Raw genomic sequence first — 23991 nt, 5'->3', positions numbered from 1 at the left:
GGACACGGACGGCGCCCAGCGGCGTTGCAGCGGCCATGATCGCCGCGCGGCAGGTTCGCACGACCGCAATCGGCGTACCGGGTTTCGGTGTCAGTGGCCCCAGAGATCCAAACGGATACCCCTTGGTGGAGTCACCCTCACCGGCTTTGGAAGGCCTGAGGACGGGTGGCAGGACGATGGATTGCCTGGCCGTCTTGGCAGAGGCAGGGGCCGTCGCTGCAGTCGAACTGTCGGGTGCGGTAGCCGCCTCGTTTTCGGCGGACGGATCGTCGCCCACACTGGCACTTGTGCTTGTGTCACCAACGTTGCCGCCGGCACCAACGCCTGCGTCGACTGACCCGTCATCTGCACCGACCGAAGTTCCAACATTTGCTCCGCCTACGCCGTCGACGCTCGTGCCCGCCCCGACAGATACGCCTTGCGAACCGGCGCTCACTCCAGCACCGACTCCGACACCGCCGGCGCTACCGCCCACGCCTGCTTCAAGTGCCGAGGCAGGCCCAATTGTAGTCCCGATCACCAACGCAGCTGCGACATACTTGTTCATAGTCGTCTCCCCTGCGGCTTTCGCTCACTAGTCTTCACTCGCGCGGCTCGAGCTTTTTGATGGCCGTGTTGGAAGCAATGCTGCGGGAAGAGGTATGGTTGCCAGCAGAGCAGTTTGCGGCGACTTTTGGACCTTCACTCTCTGTTTTTCCGGCAAGCCCGGTTTACGGGCTGGTTTGGCGCCCGAACGCGATAACCTACTTGCAAGTGCACTCGCGGGGGTACGTGTTTTCGGCGCGCGCTCCACAGCCGCAGTCCGACGCTTACCCTTGACAGTATCAATTGCCTCACGCGCCGCACTGAGGCTGCGGGCCAGGCCGATAGCCCTTTCACGCTCTTGGTCGAGCGCCGCACTCAATGCTACCGAATTCTGCTTTAAAGCATCGCGCTCCTGGCGAACAATATCGAGGTCACGTACAGCTGAATCTGCTCGTTCGCGTCCCCGTTCGAGTCTTTCTCGAACCTGCTTTAGAGCGGCCTCGGCCACCTGTCGGTCCCTTATGGCGGTGGCCTGCTCGACGGCTGCCAGATTTGCGCCTGTCTTAAGAGCATCGATAGTTTGGCGAGCCGTGGCAAGTTCTTGTTCCAGGAACTCAACCTTGTGCCGCTCGTCATCAAGCGCTCGCTTCGCAGCAAGCTGGGAGGCTTCCATAGAGGGGTGCGCGCCAAGCGCGGCAGCCTTCTCGCTGTTCCAGAGACTGGCTTCAGCCCTGTAGCTTTCGATAACGCGCTGCGCCGTCTCCAGATCGAGCGCGAGCGCTTCGTCTGTTCGCTGCTGCTCTTTTAGGGCTTGTGCTTGCTGAGCCACCGTGTCTGCCAGCACGTGTGCTTGGGCGCTTAGCTCACGTATGCTGCGCTGCATGACGAGTAGCTCCGCTCGTGCTGCGGCCAATTCGCGGCGTAAAGCCACTTCATGCTCGCCCAGGCGCGTTTGCGCACCCTCCTTGAGTGCCTGTGTTTCGCTGAGCACCAGCTCTCTAGATCCGAGCGCGCTCGGTTGTGGCTTGCCCGGTTCTTTGTCGACCTTGGTATGTTCGGAAACCACGACCGACGAGCTGTCGTTAGCTATGGCAACTGCTGGCGCTTCGGGGGCCAACTGACCATTTGCCGGAGATGCCAACAGCAGAACGAGGCATAACGGAATGACGGACGGCGCGCCGTTACACCTCCTGCCGCTTATCTCGTGAGGTAAAATCAAGGGCCGTCGTTTAATAAAGGTGAAGTCAGAGCGGAGACATTTTGACCTGGTAGTCTGCACATGATTCATCACTGAACCTCACCGATCGCAGCCCTCACCGCTATTGTATTCTCCACTTACTGCACGCCGCGGCGCCGTGGATGCCGCACCAAAAGATCAATGCCAGTGAAGCATCCTCGGCAACGCCAAAGCACGGAATTGCGCGCAAAGGCTGTTTCGTATTTCCTTAGTTGTCATCATTCGAACAAACGGAACTTTCGGCTTTCGGCATGACCATCTTCTCTCCCCAACGGCTGTGATGCGGCGCAAAGCAGCCATTCAGGCTGCGAAGGTCGACTTCGGGTCAACACCAACCTTTCGCTGGAGGGTACGGCGCACCCGCCAGCACCGCCGCCTCCAACCCGCGGATGATCTTCGCCGGCTTGATACATTCGTCGTGCGGGACCTTGTCGCGGCACGACGCCCGCCATGACCGCCGCACCGTTCGCGGATCTCTGCCGCCAGCGGAACCGACCGCCATCCAACCGGTTAATCGGCATGAAGCTTCCACCAACCCCAAGGGCCCACCATGAGCATTCTGCAGACCACGAAGAAAGCCGTCGAGCAGGTCACCGGCATCGCCAGACCGGACAGGCGAGAGGTTGCCGACCTCCTGAGGCCGCGCAAACCAAACACGTTTCGGTTCAGCGATGATGGCCTGGTGCCCAACCATCCGTTCTGGCCGCTTGTCGTCTATCGCGGCGCTGTGAAGCTGCCCGAAGACTTCGATCCGGCGGCCGTCATGGAGGCGCTTTTCGAAACAAATGGCTGGGGCGATAGCTGGCGCAACGGCATCTACGGTTACGTCCACTACCATTCGCGCATCCAAGAGGTGCTGGGCGTTGCGCGCGGCACGGCCAAGGTCCGCTTTGGCGGCAGCAAGGGGCGAACGCTGTCGCTGAAGGCCGGCGACGTCGCGGTGCTTCCGGCCGGCACCGGGCACCAGCGTCTTTCCGCATCCGACGATTTTCTGGTCGTCGGCGCCTATCCTCCATCCGGCACCTATGACCTGTGTACGACCGCTGCCGATCATGACAGGGCGGTCGTCACGATCCCCAGGGTCGGCCGGCCGCGCAAGGACCCTGTCTACGGAAGCAAAGGCCCGTTGCTCGCAGCCTGGGAAAAAGGTTGAAGTCGTCCCTTTCGAAGGGGGCCTGCGGGTCCGCTTCGGGCTAACCGGATCCAACATCCGCCGCTCTACGCCGCCAGCACCGCCGCATCCAGCCCGCGGATGATCTTGGCCAGTTCGACGCATTCGTCGTGGCGCACCTTGTTGCGCCGCCAAGCGAGGCAGATCGTGCGCTGCGGCATCGGCTCCTGGAACGGCACGATCTTCAGGTCGCGCATGGCGCTCGCCGGCCCTGCCGCCATTTCCGGGATGAGCGTGACGCCGAGCCCGTGCGCCACCATCTGTAAGAGCGTCGTCAGGCTGGTCGCGCCGTAGCTTGCCATCGCCACCGGCCGCACGCTGCCGCAGACGGCGAGCGCCTGTTCGCGCAGGCAATGGCCTTCCTCCAGCAGCATCAGCCTTTCCAGCGCGGGGCTTTCCGGCGGCACCGGCGGTGAGGCGAAGGCGGGGTCGCCGGCCGGCACGGCAAGGAAGAACCGGTCCGAGAAAAGTTCTTCGGTGACCAGGCCCGGGTAATCGATGGGCAGTGCCGCGACGAAGGCGTCGAGCTTTCCCGAGCTGGTGTCGTCGACCAGCGACGCGGTAACCGCCTCGCGCAGTTCCAGCTGTAAGGCCGGGAAATGCCGTTTCAGCTCCGGCAGCACATGCGGCAGCAGATAGGGCGCCACCGTCGGGATGATGCCGAGCCGGAAGCGGCCTTCCAGCGCCGGGCGGCCGCGCCGGGCCGTCGCCTCGATGTCGCGGACGTCGGCAAGGATGCGCTCGATGCGCGGCAGCAAGCCCTGCGCCTCGTCCGTCATCCGCACCGCCTTGCCGCCGCGCTCGAACAGACGACAATTGAGCCGCAGCTCCATCTCGGCGATCTGCGAAGACAGCGCCGGCTGGCTGACGCCAGCGAGCTTGGCGGCGCGGCCGAAATGCAGCGTCTGCGCCAGCGCCTCGAAATAATGCATCTGCCGGACGGTCAAACCGATCATAAGAAAAACCTATCAGAATAAACAGCAAAGGCAATTTGTGTTTATCGGCCGGGCAGGCTAGTCTGGAACCATTCCAGGATGGCGCGGCTCGCTGGCCCTGCCCGGAAAATCAACAAAATCCCGGAAAATCAACAAATCGGAGGCAAAGATGGACGCGAAAACCGACGACAACAGCGCCGGCAAATGCCCGGTCCCACATGGATCGGCAAGGAGGAGCAACCGTGACTGGTGGCCAAACCAGCTCGACCTTGGCGTCCTCCACCAGCAGTCCAGCCTCTCGGATCCGATGGACGAGGACTTCGACTACGCCAAGGAATTCAAGAGCCTCGATCTCGATGCGGTGATCGGGGATCTGCACCAGGTGATGACCGATTCGCAGGATTGGTGGCCGGCCGATTTCGGCCATTACGGCCCGCTCTTCATCCGCATGGCCTGGCACAGCGCCGGCACCTATCGCATCGGCGACGGCCGTGGCGGCGCCGGCGCCGGTCAGCAGCGTTTCGCGCCGCTCAACAGCTGGCCGGACAACGCCAATCTCGACAAGGCGCGCCGGCTGCTGTGGCCGGTCAAGCAGAAATACGGCAGGAAGATCTCCTGGGCCGACCTGTTGATCCTCACCGGCAACGTCGCGCTGGAATCGATGGGCTTCAAGACCTTCGGCTTCGCCGGCGGCCGCGCCGATGTCTGGGAGCCCGAGCAGGACGTGGACTGGGGATCGGAAACCAAGTGGCTCGCCGACGAGCGCTATTCCGGCGACCGCGAACTTCACGGCCATCTCGGCGCCGTGCAGATGGGGCTGATCTACGTCAACCCGGAAGGGCCGAACGGCACGCCCGATCCATTGGCCGCGGCGCGCGACATCCGCGAAACCTTCGCTCGCATGGCCATGAACGATGAGGAAACCGTGGCGCTCATCGCCGGCGGTCACACCTTCGGCAAGACCCACGGCGCCGGTGATGCATCGCTGGTCGGCCCGGAGCCGGAAGGCGCCGGCATCGAGGCGCAGGGCCTCGGCTGGTCGAGCAAGCACGCTACCGGCATTGCCGGCGACGCCATCACCTCGGGCCTCGAGGTGACCTGGACCACGACGCCGACCAAATGGAGCAACAACTTCTTCGACAATCTGTTCAACTACGAATGGCAGCTGACCAAGAGCCCGGCCGGCGCCCATCAGTGGACCCCGAAGGGCGGCGCCGGTGCAGGCACTGTGCCGGACGCGCACGATCCGTCGAAGCGTCGCGCCCCGGCGATGCTGACCACCGATCTCGCTTTGCGCGTCGACCCGGGCTATGAGAAGATCTCGCGGCGCTTCCATCAGAATCCTGATCAGTTCGCCGATGCCTTCGCCCGCGCCTGGTTCAAGCTGACCCATCGCGACATGGGTCCGGCCGTCCGCTATCTTGGCCCGCTCGTGCCGAAGGAAGAGCTGATCTGGCAGGATCCGATACCGGCAGTCGACCACGAACTGGTCAGCGAGCAGGATATCGCCTCGCTGAAGGCGAAGATCCTGGCCTCCGGCCTGTCCGTCTCAGAACTGGTCTCGACCGCCTGGGCCTCGGCCTCGACTTTCCGCGGCTCCGACAAGCGTGGCGGCGCCAATGGCGCACGCATCCGCCTGGCGCCGCAGAAGGATTGGGAGGTCAACCAGCCGGCGCAACTGGCCAAGGTGCTCGAAAAGCTCGAAGGCATCCAGAGCGAGTTCAACGCAGCGCAGTTCGGCGGCAAGAAGATCTCGCTTGCCGACCTCATCGTTCTCGGCGGCGTGGCCGCGGTCGAGAAGGCGGCGAAAGACGGCGGCCATGACGTGGGGGTGCCGTTCACGCCAGGCCGCATGGACGCCTCGCAGGAACAGACGGATGTCCAGTCCTTCGCCGCGCTCGAGCCGAAAATCGATGGCTTCCGCAATTATGTCAGGGGCAAGCCGCCGATGTCGGTCGAAGCGATGCTGGTCGACCGGGCGCAGCTGCTGACCTTGACGGCGCCGGAGATGACGGTGCTCGTTGGCGGGTTGCGGGTGCTCGGCGCCAACACCGGTCAGTCGAAGCACGGGGTGTTCACCGACAGGCCGGGCACGTTGACCAACGATTTCTTCGTCAACCTGCTCTCCATGAACACTGTCTGGGATCCGGCGGCCGGCTCCGATGAAGTCTACGAAGCGCGCGACCGCAAGACCAGGGCGGTCAAGTGGACCGGCACCCGCGCGGACCTGATCTTCGGCTCGCATGCGCAGCTGCGGGCGCTGGCCGAGGTCTACGGGTCGGCGGACGCCGGGCAGAAGTTCGTCAGGGATTTCGTCGCCGCGTGGACCAAGGTGATGAACGCCGACCGTTTTGACCTGGCGGCCTGATCCGGGCATACGAATTTCTCGACGCAACAAAAAAAGGCGCGGGCCTCGACCCGCGCCTTTGTTCGTTGGGCTTCCGAAAAGTCAGTCCTTCTCGAAGATACCGGCCTTGGCAACCACGCCGGCAATGGCGCCGCCGATCAGCGGCGCGACGATGAACAGCCACAGCTGGCCGATCGCCGCAGTTCCCGAAAACAGCGCCGGTCCGATCGAACGGGCCGGGTTGAGCGATGTGCCGGTCACCGGGATGATGGCGAAGTGCAGGCCGGCCAGCGTCAGGCCGATTACGAGGCCGGCGAACGCCGTGGTGTGCTTGGCGTTGGTGACGCCGAGGATCACCGTGACGAAGGTGAAAGTGCCGATCTGCTCCCACAGCAAGGCCGAGCTGACGCCCCATTTCGTCACATCCCAGCCATTGGCGCCGAAGCCGCCGGTGTGGCCGCCCACCTGTCCGGAGACGATGATCCACAGTGCCAGCGACGCGATGATGGCGCCGATGACCTGCGCGATCCAATAGGGAATGACATCCCTGGCCGGCATCCGCCCGGCGAGGAATACACCGAGCGTCACCGCCGGATTGAGGTGCGCGCCCGAAATCGGGCCGATCGCATAGGCCGCCGCGATCAGGCCGATGCCGAACGCCAGACCGATACCTTCCTGGCCAAGCGGCAGCGCGCCGCCGAAGCCGCCCGTCACCACCGAAGCCGTGCCGATGAACACCAATAGGAACGTGCCTAGAACTTCCGCCAGATAAGTCTTCATTGCCCTCTCCTCGTATCGACCCGCGGCTCCGCTTTTTCTGCGACGCGAATCACCGCGCAAAGAGTATTCGCAACCGGAAAACTTGGAAAGCAGAGCAGTTTCGCAAGCCGCTATGCTTGTGAGCGCCAGACATGCACATTAGAGACTTGTAATATATTAATGAATTGTTTGGTTACGCATGCCGGCGCCCGCTTGGTGGCGGCGGCTCGCGATGCACCAACCCACCCTCGTCACCCCTTGCATGGATTGTCTCGCCGTCGGGGAAACAGAACTGTTTCAATCAGGACACGAAAAGCTCTAAGAGCAGGGCCGGATTTTGTTTTGCTGAGTAATGGAAGACGACAATGAGACTGGGCGGGCGGCTGGCGGCAGCCATTGAAGTGCTTGACGACATTGGCCGGCGCCACCGGCCGGTGGCTGATGCGCTGAAGGACTGGGGCCTGTCGCACCGCTTCGCCGGTGGCGGCGACCGCGCCGCGATCGGCAACATCGTCTATGACGCGCTGCGCCGCAAGCGCTCGGCCGGCTGGCTGCTCGGCGAGGACACGCCGCGCGCCATCGGCTTCGGCGCGCTGCTGCTCGAATGGGGCCAGACGGCGCAGTCGCTGAACGAGGCGCTCGAGGGCGACAAGTTCGCGCCGCCGCTGCTTACCGCCGACGAACTGACAACGCTCGGCGGTCGCCGGCTCGCCGATGCGCCGCCGGCTATCAGGGCAGATATCCCCGACTGGTGCATGCCGCTGTTCGAGCGCGCGTTCGGCACGGCCTGGGTGGAAGAGGGTGCCGCGCTGGCGACACGCCCGCCGCTCGACCTCAGGGTCAATACGCTCAAGGCCGATCGCGGCAAGGTGCTGGCCGAGTTGGCGGAGACCGGCGCCAAGCCTGCGCGGATCGCGCCGCACGGCATCCGCATCCCGCCGATCGAAGGCGACGGCAGGCACCCGAACGTGCAGGCCGAGCCGGCCTTCCAGAAAGGCTGGTTCGAGGTTCAGGACGAGGGTTCGCAGATTGCGGCCGAACTGGCCGGCGCCGAACCTGGAATGCAGGTGCTCGATTTTTGCGCCGGCGCCGGCGGCAAGACGCTGGCGCTGTCCGCGGCGATGGACAATCGCGGCCAGATCTTCGCCCACGACGCCGAGAAGGCCAGGCTGGCGCCGATCTTCGACCGCATCCGCCGCTCGGAAAACCGCAATGTGCAGATCGTCACCAGGCCGGCCGAACTCGCGCCGCTCAGCAGGCATATGGACATCGTCCTGATCGATGCGCCCTGCACCGGCAGCGGCACGTGGCGGCGCCGGCCGGATGCCAAATGGCGGCTGACACAGAGGCAACTCGACGCGCGCAAGGGCGAGCAGGAGACGATACTCGATGCCGCCAGCGACTTCGTCAAACCCGGCGGCCTGCTGGTCTACATCACCTGTTCGGTATTCGACGAGGAAAATGGCGACCAGGTTTCGGCGTTCCGGGACCGCCATCCCGGTTTTGTCCCTGTCGATCACCGCCAGCTTTGGGACAGCCGTTTTGCGGGCCACGAAGCGGCCATGCGGATAGGCGCTGCGGGCGGCATTTCGCTGTCACCGTTGCTGAGCGGCACCGACGGTTTCTATTTCTGTGCGCTGCGCCGCGTTGGCTGAACCTTTGCCATGGATACAGAGCCGGGGCCGAATGCTGCAGTGCAGCATTTGCGATTGCCTGCCGCCCACCCCTCTGCGATAAATGCCTTTGCAATAGGATTTGCCGAGAAACGAAGGGCGACGGCCATGGCAGCAAAGATCGTTCCTGCTCCCGACTATGAGGACCGCGTCAGGACGTCCTTTGCGCGCCAGAACGCGATGATGACGATTGGCGCCGAGCTGACGCTGGTGACGCCCGGCATCATCGAGATCGAAATGCCCTATTCGGCGGCTCTGACGCAGCAGCATGGCTTTCTCCATGCTGGCGTCATTTCGACGGCTCTCGACTCGGCCTGCGGCTATGCGGCATTCTCGCTGATGCCGGAAAATTCCGGCGTGCTGACCATCGAGTTCAAGGTCAACCTGCTGGCGCCGGGCAGGGGCGAGCGCTTTCTGTTCCGCGGCTCGGTAACCAAGCCTGGCCGCACCATTATCGTCGCCGATGGCCAGGCCTATGCGTTCGCCGTCGATGGCGAGGCCAAGCTGATTGCCACAATGACCGGAACGATGATGACAGTGCTCGGCCGCGACGGCATCGAGGGGTGAGGAGCGGTCCGCGCAGCGGACGAAAAGCCCCTAAATGGGCTTTTCGAGCGACGAACGCCCGGAGCCATAGCGAAGGGCCGGGGGTCGGTGAGGGCACGTCGCCCTTCTTACCTTCCGGCTCCGATGGTCGGGCCAGAAAGGAGTAGATCGTCGTGACCGGTAAAGTGTCTCGCCTGTCCGGCAAGTCCGTTCTCTTCGTCATGGCGGCCGAGGCCGAATACGGTCCACACCTGCAGCGGCTGTTCACGCCGCTGATGACCGGCGTCGGACCGGTCGAGGCCGGCGTCGGACTTAGCGCCGAACTGTCCCGGCTGAAGACCGAAAAGGCGCTGCCCGATCTCGTCGTGTCGCTCGGGTCGGCGGGCAGCCGGACGCTGGAGCAGACCGAAATCTACCAGGCCGTTTCAGTCGCCTACCGCGACATGGACGCCTCGCCCCTGGGGTTCGAGAAGGGCGCCACGCCGTTCCTCGATCTGCCTGTCAGCGTGCCGCTGCCGTTCAGAATTCCTGGCATCGGGCAAGCGACGCTGTCGACCGGTGCGGCAATCGTCACCGGCGCCGCCTACGACGCGATCGCCGCCGACATGGTCGATATGGAGACCTTCGCCTGCCTGCGCGCCTGCCAGCTGTTCGACGTGCCGCTTATTGGCCTGCGCGGTATTTCCGACGGGGCAGCCGATCTGAGGCATGTCGGCGACTGGACCGAATATCTGCACGTCATCGACGAGAAGTTGGCCGGGGCGGTGCAACTGCTGGAACAGGCGATCGCTTCCGGGGCGATCGAGTTTGATCTGTCGCGTGAAGATGCGGAATCGGAGTGAGAGAGAGGCCTCGCAACCCATTGCGCCGACTCGTTTCTTTCTTTAAACGCTCGCCATGAAAACAGCCAATCATCCCGACACCGTCCTGATTGTCGATTTCGGCAGCCAGTTTACCCAGCTGATCGCCCGCCGCATCCGCGAGGCCGGCGTCTTTTCCGAGATCGTGCCCTTCCAGTCGGCCGAGGCGGCGTTCAAGCGCATCGATCCGAGGGCGGTAATCCTGTCCGGCGGCCCGGCCTCGACCGCCGACATCGGCAGTCCGCGCGCGCCGCAGATCGTCTTCGACGCCGGCGTGCCGGTGCTCGGCATCTGCTATGGCCAGATGGCGATGTGCGTGCAGATGGGCGGCGTCGCCGAAAGCTCCGATCACCGCGAATTCGGCCGCGCCTTCGTCGAGATCGCCAAGGACAGCCCGTTGTTCGAGGGCCTGTGGGCGCCCGGCCAGCGCCACCAGGTGTGGATGAGCCATGGCGACCGCGTCATATCCTTGCCCAAGGGGTTCGAGGTGCTCGGAAAATCGGAGGGCTCGCCCTTCGCCATCTTCGGCAATGTCGAACGCAAGATGTACGGCCTCATGTTCCACCCCGAAGTGGTGCATACGCCGGACGGCGCCAGGCTGCTCCAAAACTTCGTCCACAATATCGCCGGTATTGAGGGCGACTGGACGATGCGCGCTTACCGCGAGCACGCGGTCGAGACGATCCGTAAGCAGGTCGGCAAGGGCAAGGTGATCTGCGCGCTTTCAGGCGGCGTCGATTCCTCTGTCGCAGCACTCCTGATCCACGAGGCGGTCGGCGACCAGCTTACCTGCATCCTCGTCGACCATGGGCTGATGCGCAAGGACGAGGCATCAGGCGTGGTGGAGATGTTTCGCCAGCATTACAATCTGCCGCTGATCCTGGTCGACGCTGCGGACCGTTTCATCGGCGCGCTCGAGGGCGAATCGGACCCCGAGAAGAAGCGCAAGACCGTCGGGCGGCTGTTCATCGAGGTGTTCGAGGAGGAGGCCGAGAAGCTCGGCGGCGCCGATTTTCTGGCGCAAGGCACCCTCTATCCCGACGTCATCGAAAGCGTCTCCTTCAGCGGTGGCCCGTCGGTGACGATCAAGTCGCACCATAATGTCGGCGGCCTGCCCGAACGCATGAACATGCAGCTCGTCGAGCCGCTGCGCGAATTGTTCAAGGACGAGGTGAGGGCGCTCGGCAAGGAGCTCGGCCTGCCCGACAGCTTCATCGGCCGGCATCCGTTCCCCGGTCCCGGTCTCGCCATCCGCTGCCCGGGCGGCATCACCCGCGAAAAGCTGGAGATCTTGCGCGAGGCCGACGCCATCTATCTCGACGAGATCCGCAAGGCCGGCCTCTACGACGCCATCTGGCAGGCCTTCGCCGTGCTGTTGCCGGTGCAGACCGTCGGCGTGATGGGCGACGGCCGCACCTACGAGTTCGTCTGCGCGCTGCGCGCCGTCACCTCGGTCGACGGCATGACAGCGGATTTCTACCACTACGACATGGCCTTCCTCGGTGCCGCCGCTACGCGCATCATCAACGAAGTGCGCGGCATCAACCGCGTCGTCTACGACGTGACGAGCAAGCCCCCAGGTACAATCGAGTGGGAGTGATGGGGCGTACTGCGGAGTAGAAGAGGATAGAGCAGCATGTTTAAAGCGATGTTGGCTCGGCGATAATAGTCAATAGTCCCAGCCCCCGGCCACCCGGCGACGGCATAGACGAAGCATCTGGCCGATCGGCGAATGTCTGGAACGAACGTCCCACAGAGAAGCGTGGAGCAGCCTAGCCTTGCTGGGTTTGACACCCGGGGTCCGCGGCAACGGCCACCGGCGAGGCGTTGCATCTGCCGGCCACGTATCCTTTCGCTGGGTTCATCCGTCTTAGCTGTTCATGGGCACGGTCATCCTTGACATCGCCCTCCTGGACGAATTGGAGCGTGACAAATGAACAGCAAGCAGAGCCTAGCGAACAAGATACACTACGAAACGCTCGCGGAGGCTTTCCGCCGCGGTCGAGAATCGCCACAGGAAGCATCCGAGTGGTCCGTTTTGACGGCAGAACCGGGCGGCGTCGATTACGTCGAGACGAACGTCGGCGACAAGACCGCGCTGTGGATTCAGCCAAAAACGGCAGCCAAAGACCGGGTCATGCTTTACCTGCACGGCGGTGGCTATGTCGGCGGATCGATCTGGACCCATCGCAAGATGGTCGGACACCTTGCTAAGGCGATCGGCTGTTACGCTCTGCTCGCTACGTACGACTACGTTTTCCAGAGCAAGTTTCCGCGCCAAATCGAGCAGGCCGTGACCGCGTTCGAATGGCTCGCCGAGCAGGGTGTCGCGCCGAAGCACACCATAGCTGCAGGCGATTCCGCTGGTGCTGGCCTGATCGTTGCGGCGACGATGAAACTCCGCGATGCGGGACGGCCGCTGCCGGCCGCGATCCTCAGCATCTCTGGCTAGTATGATCTGTCGGCGAGCGGGCACTCCTACGAAAGCAACCGCGAGAAGGACGCCTTCTTCCAGAAGGCGGTCGTGGATATGCTGGTATCGCAAGTCCTTGCAGGGACCGATCCCCGGCATCCACTCGCCAGCCCCATCTTTGCCGATCTGAAGGGCCTGCCGCCGATCTATCTGCAAGTGGGCGGAGACGAAACCCTGCTCGACGACAGCCGAGCGCTCGCCGACCGCGCGAAAGCCGCCGGCGTCGAGGTGCGCATAGACGTATTTCCGGGGATGCTGCACTCGTTCCAGATGATGGCCGGCCGCGCTCCCGAAGCCGACGACGCGATCGCGCGGTTGGCACAATGGGTTCGCCCCAAGCTTGGTCTGGCCGCAACCGCGGAAACACGCGCGGAAGGTCAGGAGGTCGCATGACTGGCAAATTGAAACCCAGATGTGGCAGCTGAAGGACATGCCCGAGCGACCGACCGGCCTGTTCGATGCAAGATATCGCGCCTTCCTCGAGACGGTGTCAGGCGTCCGCGCCCAACTGCATCGCTACTGCGCCCGCATGACGGCCTCACGCCTCGACGGTGAGGATCTCGTGCAGGAGACGCTGTTCGAGGCCTATACGAACATTGAGACCCTCGACGATGCCCGCCGGCTGAAGCCCTGGCTGTTTCGCATCGCTCACAATCGCTGCATCGACTTTCTGAGGCGACGCGATGTGCGCGAGCGCGCGGAGCACGCCTATTCGGACGACATCGGCGTTGTCTCTGCAGAGCCGGCAGCGACCGATGCACGCCGCGCCATCGAACGGCTGGTTGGCCACTTGCCGCCCAAGGAGCGCGCCTGCATCCTCCTGAAGGACGTGTTCGACTATTCGCTGGAAGAGACCGCAGAACTCGTGGACTCGACGGTTGGGGGCGTCAAATCCGCGCTCTCCCGCGGACGGGCGAAGCTCGCCGACTTGCCCCCTGAACCTGCCGGTGAACCGAACCGTCCGCTTGATCCCGACACCGCGGGGCTCTTGCAGCGCTATGTTGACCTCTTCAACCGCCATGACTGGGATGGCGTGCGGAGCCTCACCAGCGCCGATGCTCGGTTGCGGGTCGCCGACTGCTTCGACGGCCTGCTCAGAAGTTCTCCCTATTTCGTCGAATACGAGCGAAACCCGGAGACGTGGACCATGGAGTTGGGGGCGATCGACGGAGAGCCTGTCCTGATCGTGCTCTTCCAGCGAGGCGACCGGTGGCAGGTCGCGTGGCCGGTTCGTGTCCATGTCGCCGGTCGCGTCATCGATCGCATCGAAGATTATTATGCCTGTCCATGGATGTTGGAAAACGCCGCGGAAACCGACCTGAATCTCATGACTGGGCCAGCCATTTTGGGAAGAGCATAAGGCGACGATTTCTCACTTCTGGCCTGGCGGAGTTACGATGGTGCGTCCTCAACGAAAAATCGTGGCGTGCAGCTTTGGCTGCGGTACCGATCGGTGTTCCGGACCTGATCGCATATCGTCGGATGGCACCGTCGCATCACCTATCAAATGTTGTCCCGACTGCTGCCGGATCTGCGATGGAGAGAAGCGTCGACCGCATCCAGCCGGGAGCTTGGACCGCGGTAGATGCGAGCGTCTTTTATCGTTGGGAGAAAGATGAGGTGCCGCGATCTGTGCAAGCTCGGCCGCGCGCGCCGGCCCAATATTACGAAGCGCCTGGACGACGGTCCCGGCCAAGCTGCCCGGAGCAATCAAATGCTTATCCGCCCGCGTGGTCGTTGCCACCGTGCGCGGCGATGAACATGGCGACGGCCGACCGGCAATAGGATTCGATTTCGTTGTCGTCCTCTGCTCTCGCCTCATCGAAGCGTGCGATAATCAGGAGATCGGATCCTTTGAAAAGCGCGGCAAACAAGCGGGCGGACCGGAGAGGATCGGGCACGTTCAGAACCGCCTTCGCGTGCAACTGACGCAACAGGGCCTCGATTTGGGCGATGACATGGGCGGGACCGGCTTCGTAATGGAGCTTGCTTAACGACTTTTGATTCGTCTTATCGGCCATGATCATGGCTTCGACACTGCGGACGTCCGGGCTCAACAGCGTGCGAAGCAGGGATGATCCCACCGCCATGAGCTGATCTTCGGCCGAACCGTCGACGCCTTCAAAAAGGGCCTGTGGTGCAAACTGATGGCAGCGGGTCGCGATGGCCGCGCTGAACAGCGCCTCCTTGTTCTCGAAGTGCCGATAGATGCTGAGCTTGGATATCTTCGCCCGCTGGGCGACCTTGTCCAATGTCGTCGCTTGAAAACCCAATTCCACAAAGAGTTCGCACGCGGCGTCGACTATCGTTTGGCCAAGCGCCTCGTTGGCGGGCCGGCCTCGCCGGCCCTGGCTGTTTTCGGTCACGACAATTCCAGTACTTGACAGTATCCTAATTCTTGCATTACGATACCATGTAGTATCTGAAATGTGCAAGCCAATGGGTAGGTTTCAACCTGTCTCCAAATCAAGTTTCCCTGGGCCGCCCGGCGATATCGAATGCGGCATTGTCCGGCCGGTCAACACAGTGATGGGCGACTTTCTCGTCGATGCCGAAGCCCTGCTCGCTGCCCGTCTCGAGCGCGTATCGCTGGACGATATTTCGCGCCAGGCCCAGCCCAACCCCCTCCATCCACAACACGGAGTTTATCACCATGGATGACGTCATCATCATCGGCGGCAGCTTTGCCGGTCTCGCCGGCGCCCTGCAGCTCGGCCGTGCCCGCCGCAAGGTTACCGTTCTCGATACCGGCCTGCCGCGCAATCGCTTCGCCAGCCACTCGCATGGCCTGCTCGGTCACGATCACAAGCCACCGCTGGACATCCTGGCCGAGGCGCGGCAGCAGCTGGCGCGTTATCCCACGATCAGGCTGGTCAGTGCCCGGGCCGACAGCGTTTCCGGCGCCATCGACGATTTCTCCGTCCTCACTGGCGATGGCGAAAGCCTTGCGGCGCGCCGCCTGATCCTGAGCTATGGCGTCGCCGACCAGATGCCTGATGTTCCGGGCTTTGCCGAAAGCTGGGGCACGTCCATCGTGCCCTGTCCCTATTGCGACGGCTTTGAAGTCGCCGGCCAGCATTGGGGCCTTGTCTGGTCCGGCCCGCAGTCGCACAATTATGTCAGGCTGTACCACGATTGGACCGACACGTTGACGCTCTTCGCCGATGGTCACGACATTCCACCCGATATCCGGGCCGATCTGGCGCGCCGCAACATACCTGTCGTCGACGGCCGGATCACCGAGATCGCCCATCACGGGGGCCATATCGCCACCGTCAATCTCGATACTGGCCGCAATGTCGCGGTCGACATCCTGTTCGCCCATCCGCGCAACAAGCCGTCCGCAAGCCTGCATGAATCACTGGGCCTCGCCACGGTCGATACGCCCCTCGGCATCGCCCTCAAGGTCGACGAGCGCCGCGAAACTAGCATTCCCGGCATCTACGCCGCCGGCGACCTCGCCAACCCCCTCATGGCCTCGGTCACCACGGCATCATCGCACGGCGCGATGGCGGGTATCTTCGCCCAGCAGTCGATGCTGGTTTGAGAGCACAGATTCCCTTCTCCGGTTGCCGCGGGCCATCATATTATGAAGGTTGCGGGCCGGTGCCACGGAACGCAGGCCCCCTCTCCCCTGAGGGGCGTCTTTGGCCGGTCAGCCGTCTCGAAGGGGCAGTTGAGCAAAACGATTCCCAGGCTCAGGCCGGTCCGCAAACCGTCCCAAAAGACCCACAGGTTTTCCACAGGTTATTCAACCTCCCCCGGCCCCCTCAGGGAAGAAGTTCAGCAAGCGAGGGCGCGGCATTGAACCTTGAACCGTGCTGTCGCGCCCTCGGAGCGGGTGGGTCTTGAGGTGTCCAGTTTATGCTGCCGGGAGTGTCGAGTTTGCACTGCCAGCGGTATCCAGTTCACCTACAAAACGGAGAGGGGATGGCGCCTGGATGACGCTGCCGCGGCGGGTCGCGTTGTGGCGCGCTGTGCTATGAAAGTTAGTGACGGGTACTTTCTTCGTTCGCTGTGAAACCACCTGAGTTGCCCAAAGTGGGTCCGGAAAGGCGATCGACTTCGATAGATGCCGAAACCGCACAAAAAATTTTCGTGCTATTTTTCCCTCGGAAATCAAGACTGTAACGTTTTGACGGCCCATAGGTCGGCTTCTCAATTCTATTGGTCCGCGCTTCCCACGTCAGCGCACTTTCACGTCGCCTGTTCGCTTGTTATCGATGTGAACTGGATTTTTGTTGGCAGCGTCCGATCCGCTCTTTACGTGATCGATAAAGGCTCGCAGTTTCGGCATCATTTGATGGCGGCTGGGATAATAGAGAAACACGCCCGGCGCTATCGGCGCGAACCGCTCCAGAACGCGCACGAGTTTTCCGGCTTTCACTGGCCCAGCTGAGATCGGCGCAGGCACTTGCGCGAGCCCCATGCCCTCCACTGCCGCGCCAAGTACGGTGGGAAAGTCGTGGGCGACGAGCGGTCCCGAGATGAGCGCCTCGACCGGCTTGTTGCCGTTGACAAAGGACCAAGGCGCGATCGACCCGTTCGAGCGGCGCATGCGCAGGCAGGCATGCTCACGCAGATCTTCGATACGCTCCGGCCGCCCCTGCCGGCGTAGATACTCGGGGCTGCCCACGACGACGAGCGGAAACGGCGGCGTGAGCCGCACCGCGATCATGTCCGCTGCGATGAACTGACCGAGCCGGATGCCTGCGTCAAATCCTCCGGCCGCGATATCGACCAGTTCCTCACTCGCGGCGATCTCCACCTCGACCTCGGGATTGGCTTGGCAGAAGGATGCGATCAGTGGCTCCAGCAGGATCGGCACCACCGCGCGCGGTACCGAGAGACGCAATAGTCCAGCCGGCCGCTGCCCGAGGTCACGCGCGGCCTCGCTTGCGGCGACGAGCTCCTCGAAGGCGGGCTTTGCGCGCGACAAGAAACGTTCGCCGGCCTCGGTCAGACCGACGCTGCGTGTTGTGCGGATGAAGAGTGCTGCGCCGAGGCGCGCCTCGAGCGCGCGTACCGCCTGGCTGATCGCCGATGGAGTCACCCCGAGTTCCGCGGCTGCTCTGCGAAAGCTGCGGTGCTGAGCAACGCTCAGGAATGCCTCGACGCCGTCGAGCGCGCCTTGCCTCACTGTGAAGTTCTGCTTCATGGCCCATCAATATTATCGCGGATAGTCGCTTACCGGAAGCGATCCTAGATTTGATGGGCAAATCCTGAATGGAGATTTCCCGATGGCCGAGCCGTCACCCACCCAATCCCAGACCTCCACCGCAACGACCACTGGCGTGTTTGCACTGTTGACGGCAAAGCCCGGCGTGAAGCGCGAGCAGGTTATGGCCGCTATACCCGCTGAGATACGCGCGACGGTCCAACTCTATCTTGAAGGCAAAATCCGCGAATGGCACTCGCGGGAAGACGGCAGAGGCGCCGTCTTCCTTCTGAACGTCAAAGACGTGGCTGAGGCGAGTTCGATCATGGAGGCCCTGCCGCTCGCTCAAGAGAATCTGATGGATCACGAGTACATTCCCGCCGGTCCGCTGATGCCATTGCGCCTGCTATTGGGAGCCAGTCAGCCAAGCAATAACTCGGCAGACCGTGAACCCAGCGTTTAGTGCATGAATCTCGGCGCTGGGGCGAAGTCTCATGGAAGGCCAGCTCGGCATTCTGACTCCGGTGTTCGAGGCCGCGTCAATCAACATCTGATTTGAGAAAGCATATGGAAGGACCGCTGATGCCCGTCGCCGCTGTTCCCGCTGGTATCGTGTTCCGAATGTGCTGAACAGCGCAGGCGCCGGCGCTTATCCCGATGTGCTGACCCCGGCTTCATGGTGCCATGCTCGATCCTGCTGCACACGCTGTCACTGCGCCAGTTAATCCGGCGCAGCCGGGCGGAAACGGCGCGGTATTCTGATAGCGGTGCTTGAGGCCGCATGAATCAAGTCGCGATAGGAGATTTCATGTCACCGGCAACGATCTTCGACATTCAACTTGTTCTGGGCTACGTGCCGTGGCTCATCTGCTTCGGTGTGTATTTCTGGCCCAGGCTCAAGTCGATGGACCGCGTTGAGGCGCAGCGCGCCATCGCGATCCTGCACGCTTTCCGCTTTTTTGGGCTGGTCTTTATCCTTCCGGGCGTTGTCGGCCCCGATCTGCCCGCTGGCTTTGCAGAGTTCGCCGCATATGGCGACTTCGCAACAGGACTGCTGGCCATCCTGGCGCTTCTCACGATCAGGGCGCGCTTCTTCTTCTGGCCACTCGTGCTTGCTTACAACATTGTGGGGATAGTCGATCTCTTCGTCGATTATTATCACGGCACCGTGTTCAATCTTGCGGCGCTTTCGGGACAGTTGGCCGCCACTTATGTAATCCCGATTGTCTATGTGCCCTTGCTCATGATCACACACTTCGCCGCGCTCTATCTGCTGGTGCGTCCGCAGTCCAATCCGGCTCGGGCCCACGGCAGCGATTCGGCCGTTGTTGACGGTATTCCGGCAGCTGAGCAAACGATGCTTCGCCAAGGCGCAATTCGAAATTCGATCGATCGATGCCGGTAGTCTCTGAAACCGAGCAAGTTTCGACTTGGCGAATTTTCCCTTTATATTCAAGATCGAAAATGTCTGACGAAGGGGACGAATGCATCGAATTTTTCGCCGCCTGCGCGATGCCAGCTTTGCAATCAGCATGGCGGTCAGGCTTCTGGCGCTACCACCGTTCCGACTGTGCGGCCGAACTATCCTCGACGAGGACATTTGATTGCGGCCCACCGCGCACGTCGGCCTCAGAATGCGTTTCCGAATGCGGTAGTGCTCCAGCGTAGAATGGCGCGCAAAAAGGTGGTTGAGGCGGACGCGCACGACGAGACACCTCGGTTGGTCGTATTGTCAATGAGGTTGATGATGGTCTCGTAGGTCCGCAGAGGGCGGCGACGACCTCGTCGGGGTTCTCTTCCGCGTAGTGAAGAGCCAAGCGGCCGACCGCGAGATCGACGACTTCATGACCGTCCCACGCGCGCGCCCAGGGTGATAAGAAGCTCGTCCAGTTGCTCGAACGTCTCGACCATTGCATCCGCCGCCCCGGTGCCGGCAGCGTCGAGAACTTCCTTCGAGGGATAGAGCTCGTGCAGGACCAGCAGCGTCTTGCCACCTTTTTCCTCGAAGGTCACCGTGGTCACGGGCCCACCCTCACCATCTTCCTCATTGGTCCAGACGAGGCGCGAGTGCGCTGTCACTTCGAGGTACGTGCCGAAGAACACCATAGCATCGGGTTCGAACTCGAGACGGTACTTGCCCCCGACACGAACATCCATTTCGCAGGAACGCAGGAGCATGCCCATCGACTTCGGCACCCACCACTGCTTGAACAGCTCGGGCTTGGTCCACGCCTCGAACACGATGCGCGCCGGGGCGTCAAAGGTACGCGTAACGACTAGCTCACGCTCGGACTTCCGTTCCACCGTCGTGCGGTTCTTCATGGGGGTAGGCTCACTCTCACTTCCTGCGTCCATCGACCTTCTCCTTCTGTTTCAGTTCCTCGATAACCTTATCCAGCTCGTCGAAGCGTGCGTCCCAGAGCTGGTTGTACCTCTCGATCCATGCCGCCTCTTCCTCTAGTCGGCGCAGGCCGAGCTTGCAGGTCCGCACGCGTCCGACCTTCTCCGTGGTGACGAGCCCCGCCTGCTCCAAGACGCCGACATGCTTTTTCATGCCCGTGAGGGTCATGTGGAACTTCTCGGCAAGGTCCGTGATCGAAGCGTCTGCACGTCCGAGCTGCTCCAGAACGCCGCGTCGGGTGGCGTCCGAGAGCGCGGCGAACGAGGCATCGAAGCGGGTCCGAGCATACTGAACCATGTGGTTCAGTATGTAACACATGGATTAGCGGCATTCAAGGGGAGACCGAGCGCGCGCTGCGTTGGTTCTCCATTGAGTGTAGAAAAAATTGCGCCGTTAGATCAGTGCGTTGCCATATTCAAGAACAATCGAGTGGGAGTGAGGGGCGTGCTGTGGAGTAAAGTAGGATAGGATATCGCGCTGTAGGCGATACCAGCACAGCAAAAGTAGCCGATAGTTCTCAATTCGCGATGACTGGGATCAGCCGGCATTAGCGTCGGCTCCGATGATACAAACCCTCGACTGCAGAGGTCACGTTCCGAGGGTTTGTATCAAATCCGGCTGTGCCTGGTGTGGGGCGGTCGCGACCAGCATTCCTTGTCGAGCGCCTTCGACTATGGCTAGTTCCGCGATGCCTTCTTTGGTTTCGCGGCCAAGTCCGGGACGCTTCGTGAAAGAGATCGCCGATGTCGTGTCGCCCTAACGCAGCAATAACCGAGCACAACGCACCCGCCGCCGGCCAGAGTTTTTTGGAGCTGCCCTTGTCGCCGTGGGCGGGACTCTCGCCACGATCAATCAGAAGGCATATGCAATGACAACAACATCTCAAGATAGTCGTTATTCGCGCGGTCTTGAAATCTTACGGCAGATTGGCGGAGAGAATTTCGACGCGCCGATTAATAGTCTTGCCGAGACATCCGTCGACCTTTCTCGTTTCACCGTAGAATACCCATACGGAGACATTCTATCGCGGCCAGGTCTCGACCTCCCATTGCGTCAGCTGTGCACTATTTCAATGCTGCTTGCCGACGGAAGCGCCCAGCCGCAGTTGAAGTTTCATATGGCGGGCTTTCTCAACGCCGGCGGCGAGCCAAAGGCGCTCATCGAACTCATGTTTATATCTGTAGCGCTCCTCGGCTTCCCGCCAACGGTAAATGCGATCGGCCTTATTCGTGCGGTGTTCGCTGAGCGCAAGCTCGCTTTTGAACCCATCGAGCCCTCCGCAGGCGATGGATCGACACGCCGACAGGCCGGGTTGGAGGCGCTCGACCGGCTCTCTGGAGGCGATGTGCAGGCATATTTCGATGGCTTTGCTGCCGGTTCGCCTGACCTCGCGCAACTCTCCATCGAGTTCGCCTTTGGTGAAATGCTGGCGCGCGACGGCCTCGAACAAAAAGCCAAACTGTTAGCAATCATCTCGATGCTTGCTGCCAGCGGCAATCGTGCGGCGGCGCTCCGTCTTCATCTCGCCGGCGCGCTTGCCCATGGCGTGACGCGAGAGGAAATCATCGAGGTGCTGATCCAGCTCAGCGTCTATCGGGGTTTTCCGGCAGCGCTCAACGCGTTCGCCGTCGCCAAGGATATCTTCGCTGCCGGGTCGCCAACGATTGCGGCAAACGTCCCCCCACCCGCCGTGGTCGCGAGCCGCGCAGACCGGTTGGAACGCGGGCGTGCTACGCTTGCACAAACGTCCGGTTCATCGGGCGATGCCGTGGTCCGCAGTTTCGATGATGTCGCACCTGATCTCGGTCGAATGATCGTCGAGCATTCTTATGGTGAGGTGTTTTCGCGGAGCGGAATCGACATGAAGTCTCGGGAACTCAGCGCCTGCGCTGCTCTGGCAGCCGTTGGTTCTGCCACGACAGAGATTCCGCTTCGCGTGCACATCAACGCCGCGTTGAACGTTGGCGCGACGCGGGAAGAAATCCTGGAAACGCTCGTAAACCTCACTCCTTACAGCGGCTATCCCGCGACACAGCAGGCGGTTCGTATCGCAGCCGAGGAATTCTCTAAGCGTGGTTAGTCCCAAAAGGGCAGATCACCTTAGGGGTTTTCAAACGGCGGACGACGGCCGATAACGGTGGAGCGGACGTAGGAGAGGCCGTCGCGAAACGGTCTCTCTCGCCCATGCGCTTTACTGCTGACGGTCTTTTATCAGGCGCTATGCCGAATGTGCGCGTGCCTGCGAAGCGAAAAATCGACCAATTGATGTCGATAGTCACTCCTTCTTGAACAAATCCTGAAAGATAAGCTGGCCCCAAGTACGGCCGCGTGCGTGCACCAGCGCGCCACCCTCGTTGAGCTTTCCCAGCTTGACGGGTGCGAACCCGAGTTGTTTGGCCAAGGCCGCCACGGGAGCGGTCGCGTCCTCGTCGTCGCTCGACAGAAAGACGACCCGGTGGCCGCCGTCGACGACCGGATCCGCAGCCAGGGTGGCCGCAACCAGGTGATTGAAAGCTTTGACGAGCTTGGCGCCGATGAACGCCTTCGCGAGGACGACGGAGGACGGGAGACCGTCCAGCTCTTCAGGGACTGGAAACACGTTCGTCGCGTCGATGACTGTCTTGCCTTCCCAACTCGGCAGGGCCTTCGCAACCTCGCGGTGCTCCCAGAACGGGATTGCCAAGATGATCGTGTCGGCCTCGAGTGCTTCCCGCAGCGACTTGGCGACGACCGTGGGGCCGATCGCCCGAGCCTGCGGCGCCAACGCCTCGGGCGGCCGGCGGCTCGCGATGGTCACGTCGATGTTTTTACGGGCGAAGGCGTGGGCGAGGGCCTGGCCTATCTTACCGAATCCTACAATCGCGTAGCTCATAATACTTCTCCGATCCGTGTTGGTATTGATTCCCCCGGCCTTCAGATGGCCGAGAAGCCGCCATCAACAGACAACTCCACCCCATTCACGAAGCTCGAATCGTCGGAAGCAAGAAACAACGCGGCCGTCGCAATTTCCTCGGGACGCCCCATCTTTCCCCGCGGGATCAGGGATTCGAACATCTGCTTCGCCTCCTCGGTGAGAACCTGGTCCTGCATCGGTGTGGCGATCGGCCCCGGATGCAGCACGTTCACCCGGATATTCCTGCCCTTGAGTTCGTTGAGCCACCCGCGTGCGAATGCGTGCAGCGCCGCCTTGCTCCCCGCATACACGCTGTAACCAGGAAAACCCTTTACCGAAGCAACTGACCCGGTCATGAAGATCGATCCGCCATCGTTGAACAGCGGCAACGCCTTCTGCACCGTAAACAGCGTGCCGCGCGTATTCAGGCCGAAGGCCGCATCGAAGTGCTGCTCGGTAATCTCGCCCAGTGGGACAGCTTCGCCCGTGCCGGCGCTCGCATACAGGACGTCGATCCTGCCCTTTTCCCGCTTGACTGTGTCGAACAGGCGGTCGAGGTCGTCGAGGTTGGCCGCGTCGCCGCGCACGCCGGTCACGTTTCGGCCGATCAGCTTGACGGCCTCGTCCAGCGTCTCCTGTCTCCGGCCCGTGATGAAAACATAGGCGCCTTCTTCAACGAACCGCTTGGCGCTCGCCAGCGCCATGCCGCTCGATCCGCCCGTGATGACTGCAACCTTACCCTCAAGCTTTCCCATGACTTCTCCTTTCGTGGTGTCGGGACAGCATCTGCCTCCGAGAACCTCGAAATGGGTCCGCCGGCGTCAGTTATTGAGTGCGGAAGCGCGCACATCGGTGGTGCGAAATCGATCCGGCTGGACGACTGGCGCTATGACCGGTGTCCGCCGTTCGGAATTGGGCCGCGCTCGCCGACATAGGCTATGATGACCGCGCGTATTGCTGTTCGATGTGTTAGATACGGGCTTTGGAAGGCGCACCCCGCGGTGCGGGATTGC

General features: G+C 62.2%; 21 protein-coding genes and 1 pseudogene. 12 read left to right on the top strand and 10 right to left on the bottom strand.

All coding sequences use genetic code 11. The features are described from left to right. Positions 1 to 574: 574 nt before the first annotated feature. Positions 575 to 1813, bottom strand: a complete 1239-nt coding sequence (locus tag NKJ84_RS13750; RefSeq protein ID WP_352506882.1) for a coiled-coil domain-containing protein — start codon at positions 1811 to 1813, stop codon at positions 575 to 577. A 499-nt stretch (positions 1814 to 2312) separates the two neighbouring features. Between NKJ84_RS13750 and NKJ84_RS13745 the strand changes: the two genes are divergently transcribed. After that, positions 2313 to 2915 (top strand): cupin, encoded by a 603-nt coding sequence (locus tag NKJ84_RS13745; protein WP_352506881.1) that lies wholly within the window; start codon positions 2313 to 2315, stop codon positions 2913 to 2915. 65 nt (positions 2916 to 2980) lie between these two features. On the opposite strand, the gene NKJ84_RS13740 is transcribed toward NKJ84_RS13745, so the two are convergent. Further along, positions 2981 to 3889 carry a hydrogen peroxide-inducible genes activator gene (locus NKJ84_RS13740; RefSeq protein WP_352506880.1) on the bottom strand — a complete coding sequence of 303 codons (909 nt, stop codon included), beginning with the start codon at positions 3887 to 3889 and terminating at the stop codon, positions 2981 to 2983. Between the two features lie 148 nt (positions 3890 to 4037). Here NKJ84_RS13740 and katG point away from each other — a divergent pair, with 148 nt between their 5' ends. Beyond that, on the top strand, positions 4038 to 6236 hold the full coding sequence (gene katG, locus NKJ84_RS13735; RefSeq protein WP_352506879.1) for a catalase/peroxidase HPI: 2199 nt from the start codon (positions 4038 to 4040) through the stop codon (positions 6234 to 6236). Positions 6237 to 6317: 81 nt separating this feature from the next. On the opposite strand, the gene NKJ84_RS13730 is transcribed toward katG, so the two are convergent. Further along, entirely contained in the window at positions 6318 to 6995 is a 678-nt protein-coding gene (locus NKJ84_RS13730) for an MIP/aquaporin family protein (RefSeq protein WP_352506878.1), read from the bottom strand. A 344-nt stretch (positions 6996 to 7339) separates the two neighbouring features. On the opposite strand from NKJ84_RS13730, the gene NKJ84_RS13725 reads away from it, so the two are divergent. The 6 genes and pseudogenes from NKJ84_RS13725 to NKJ84_RS13700 all read left to right on the top strand — a co-directional run bounded on the left by NKJ84_RS13725 (position 7340) and on the right by NKJ84_RS13700 (position 13886). Beyond that, the gene (locus NKJ84_RS13725) at positions 7340 to 8629 is read left to right on the top strand and encodes an RsmB/NOP family class I SAM-dependent RNA methyltransferase (protein WP_352506877.1); all 1290 of its coding nucleotides are present in this window, start codon (positions 7340 to 7342) and stop codon (positions 8627 to 8629) included. A 126-nt stretch (positions 8630 to 8755) separates the two neighbouring features. After that, positions 8756 to 9214, top strand: a complete 459-nt coding sequence (locus tag NKJ84_RS13720) for a PaaI family thioesterase (protein WP_023677140.1) — start codon at positions 8756 to 8758, stop codon at positions 9212 to 9214. A gap of 152 nt (positions 9215 to 9366) precedes the next feature. After that, positions 9367 to 10035, top strand: coding sequence for a 5'-methylthioadenosine/S-adenosylhomocysteine nucleosidase (locus NKJ84_RS13715; protein WP_352506876.1), 669 nt, complete (start codon positions 9367 to 9369; stop codon positions 10033 to 10035). Positions 10036 to 10090: 55 nt separating this feature from the next. After that, a complete protein-coding gene (gene guaA / locus NKJ84_RS13710; protein WP_352506875.1) occupies positions 10091 to 11653 on the top strand; it encodes a glutamine-hydrolyzing GMP synthase in 1563 nt (520 codons plus the stop codon). Positions 11654 to 11986: 333 nt separating this feature from the next. Beyond that, positions 11987 to 12919, top strand: a pseudogene (locus tag NKJ84_RS13705) (alpha/beta hydrolase). A 19-nt stretch (positions 12920 to 12938) separates the two neighbouring features. Continuing rightward, on the top strand, positions 12939 to 13886 hold the full coding sequence (locus NKJ84_RS13700; protein ID WP_352506874.1) for a sigma-70 family RNA polymerase sigma factor: 948 nt from the start codon (positions 12939 to 12941) through the stop codon (positions 13884 to 13886). 358 nt (positions 13887 to 14244) lie between these two features. On the opposite strand, the gene NKJ84_RS13695 is transcribed toward NKJ84_RS13700, so the two are convergent. Further along, positions 14245 to 14892 (bottom strand): TetR/AcrR family transcriptional regulator, encoded by a 648-nt coding sequence (locus tag NKJ84_RS13695; protein WP_352506873.1) that lies wholly within the window; start codon positions 14890 to 14892, stop codon positions 14245 to 14247. A gap of 100 nt (positions 14893 to 14992) precedes the next feature. Further along, positions 14993 to 15181: a hypothetical protein gene (locus NKJ84_RS13690; protein ID WP_352506872.1), complete on the bottom strand. Its 189-nt coding sequence runs from the start codon at positions 15179 to 15181 to the stop codon at positions 14993 to 14995. Here NKJ84_RS13690 and NKJ84_RS13685 point away from each other — a divergent pair. Continuing rightward, a complete protein-coding gene (locus NKJ84_RS13685; protein WP_352506871.1) occupies positions 15180 to 16073 on the top strand; it encodes an NAD(P)/FAD-dependent oxidoreductase in 894 nt (297 codons plus the stop codon). The two genes, NKJ84_RS13690 and NKJ84_RS13685, sit on opposite strands and share 2 nt — an antisense overlap. Before the next feature lie 639 nt (positions 16074 to 16712). Here the strand turns inward: NKJ84_RS13685 and NKJ84_RS13680 are convergent. Continuing rightward, the gene (locus NKJ84_RS13680; protein WP_352506870.1) at positions 16713 to 17684 is read right to left on the bottom strand and encodes a LysR family transcriptional regulator; all 972 of its coding nucleotides are present in this window, start codon (positions 17682 to 17684) and stop codon (positions 16713 to 16715) included. A gap of 82 nt (positions 17685 to 17766) precedes the next feature. Here NKJ84_RS13680 and NKJ84_RS13675 point away from each other — a divergent pair, with 82 nt between their 5' ends. After that, positions 17767 to 18147 (top strand): hypothetical protein, encoded by a 381-nt coding sequence (locus NKJ84_RS13675; protein WP_352506869.1) that lies wholly within the window; start codon positions 17767 to 17769, stop codon positions 18145 to 18147. Positions 18148 to 18492: 345 nt separating this feature from the next. Beyond that, the gene (locus NKJ84_RS13670; protein WP_352506868.1) at positions 18493 to 19089 is read left to right on the top strand and encodes a DUF8737 domain-containing protein; all 597 of its coding nucleotides are present in this window, start codon (positions 18493 to 18495) and stop codon (positions 19087 to 19089) included. 437 nt (positions 19090 to 19526) lie between these two features. Here NKJ84_RS13670 and NKJ84_RS13665 read toward each other — a convergent pair whose 3' ends face one another. After that, positions 19527 to 20006, bottom strand: coding sequence for an SRPBCC domain-containing protein (locus NKJ84_RS13665; RefSeq protein ID WP_352506867.1), 480 nt, complete (start codon positions 20004 to 20006; stop codon positions 19527 to 19529). A gap of 16 nt (positions 20007 to 20022) precedes the next feature. Next, the gene (locus tag NKJ84_RS13660) at positions 20023 to 20382 is read right to left on the bottom strand and encodes an ArsR/SmtB family transcription factor (RefSeq protein WP_352506866.1); all 360 of its coding nucleotides are present in this window, start codon (positions 20380 to 20382) and stop codon (positions 20023 to 20025) included. 571 nt (positions 20383 to 20953) lie between these two features. On the opposite strand from NKJ84_RS13660, the gene NKJ84_RS13655 reads away from it, so the two are divergent. Further along, positions 20954 to 22165: a carboxymuconolactone decarboxylase family protein gene (locus NKJ84_RS13655; RefSeq protein WP_352506864.1), complete on the top strand. Its 1212-nt coding sequence runs from the start codon at positions 20954 to 20956 to the stop codon at positions 22163 to 22165. A 195-nt stretch (positions 22166 to 22360) separates the two neighbouring features. Here NKJ84_RS13655 and NKJ84_RS13650 read toward each other — a convergent pair whose 3' ends face one another. Further along, positions 22361 to 22957 (bottom strand): NADPH-dependent F420 reductase, encoded by a 597-nt coding sequence (locus tag NKJ84_RS13650; RefSeq protein ID WP_352506863.1) that lies wholly within the window; start codon positions 22955 to 22957, stop codon positions 22361 to 22363. Positions 22958 to 22998: 41 nt separating this feature from the next. Beyond that, the gene (locus tag NKJ84_RS13645) at positions 22999 to 23733 is read right to left on the bottom strand and encodes an SDR family NAD(P)-dependent oxidoreductase (protein ID WP_352506862.1); all 735 of its coding nucleotides are present in this window, start codon (positions 23731 to 23733) and stop codon (positions 22999 to 23001) included. Positions 23734 to 23991: the final 258 nt, after the last annotated feature.

It is taken from the genome of Mesorhizobium sp. M0048, from assembly GCF_040323405.1.
Classification (GTDB): Bacteria; Pseudomonadota; Alphaproteobacteria; order Rhizobiales; family Rhizobiaceae; genus Mesorhizobium.
Note: the sequence above shows the minus strand (reverse complement) of the source record. Positions and strands in the feature narration are given on the sequence as shown.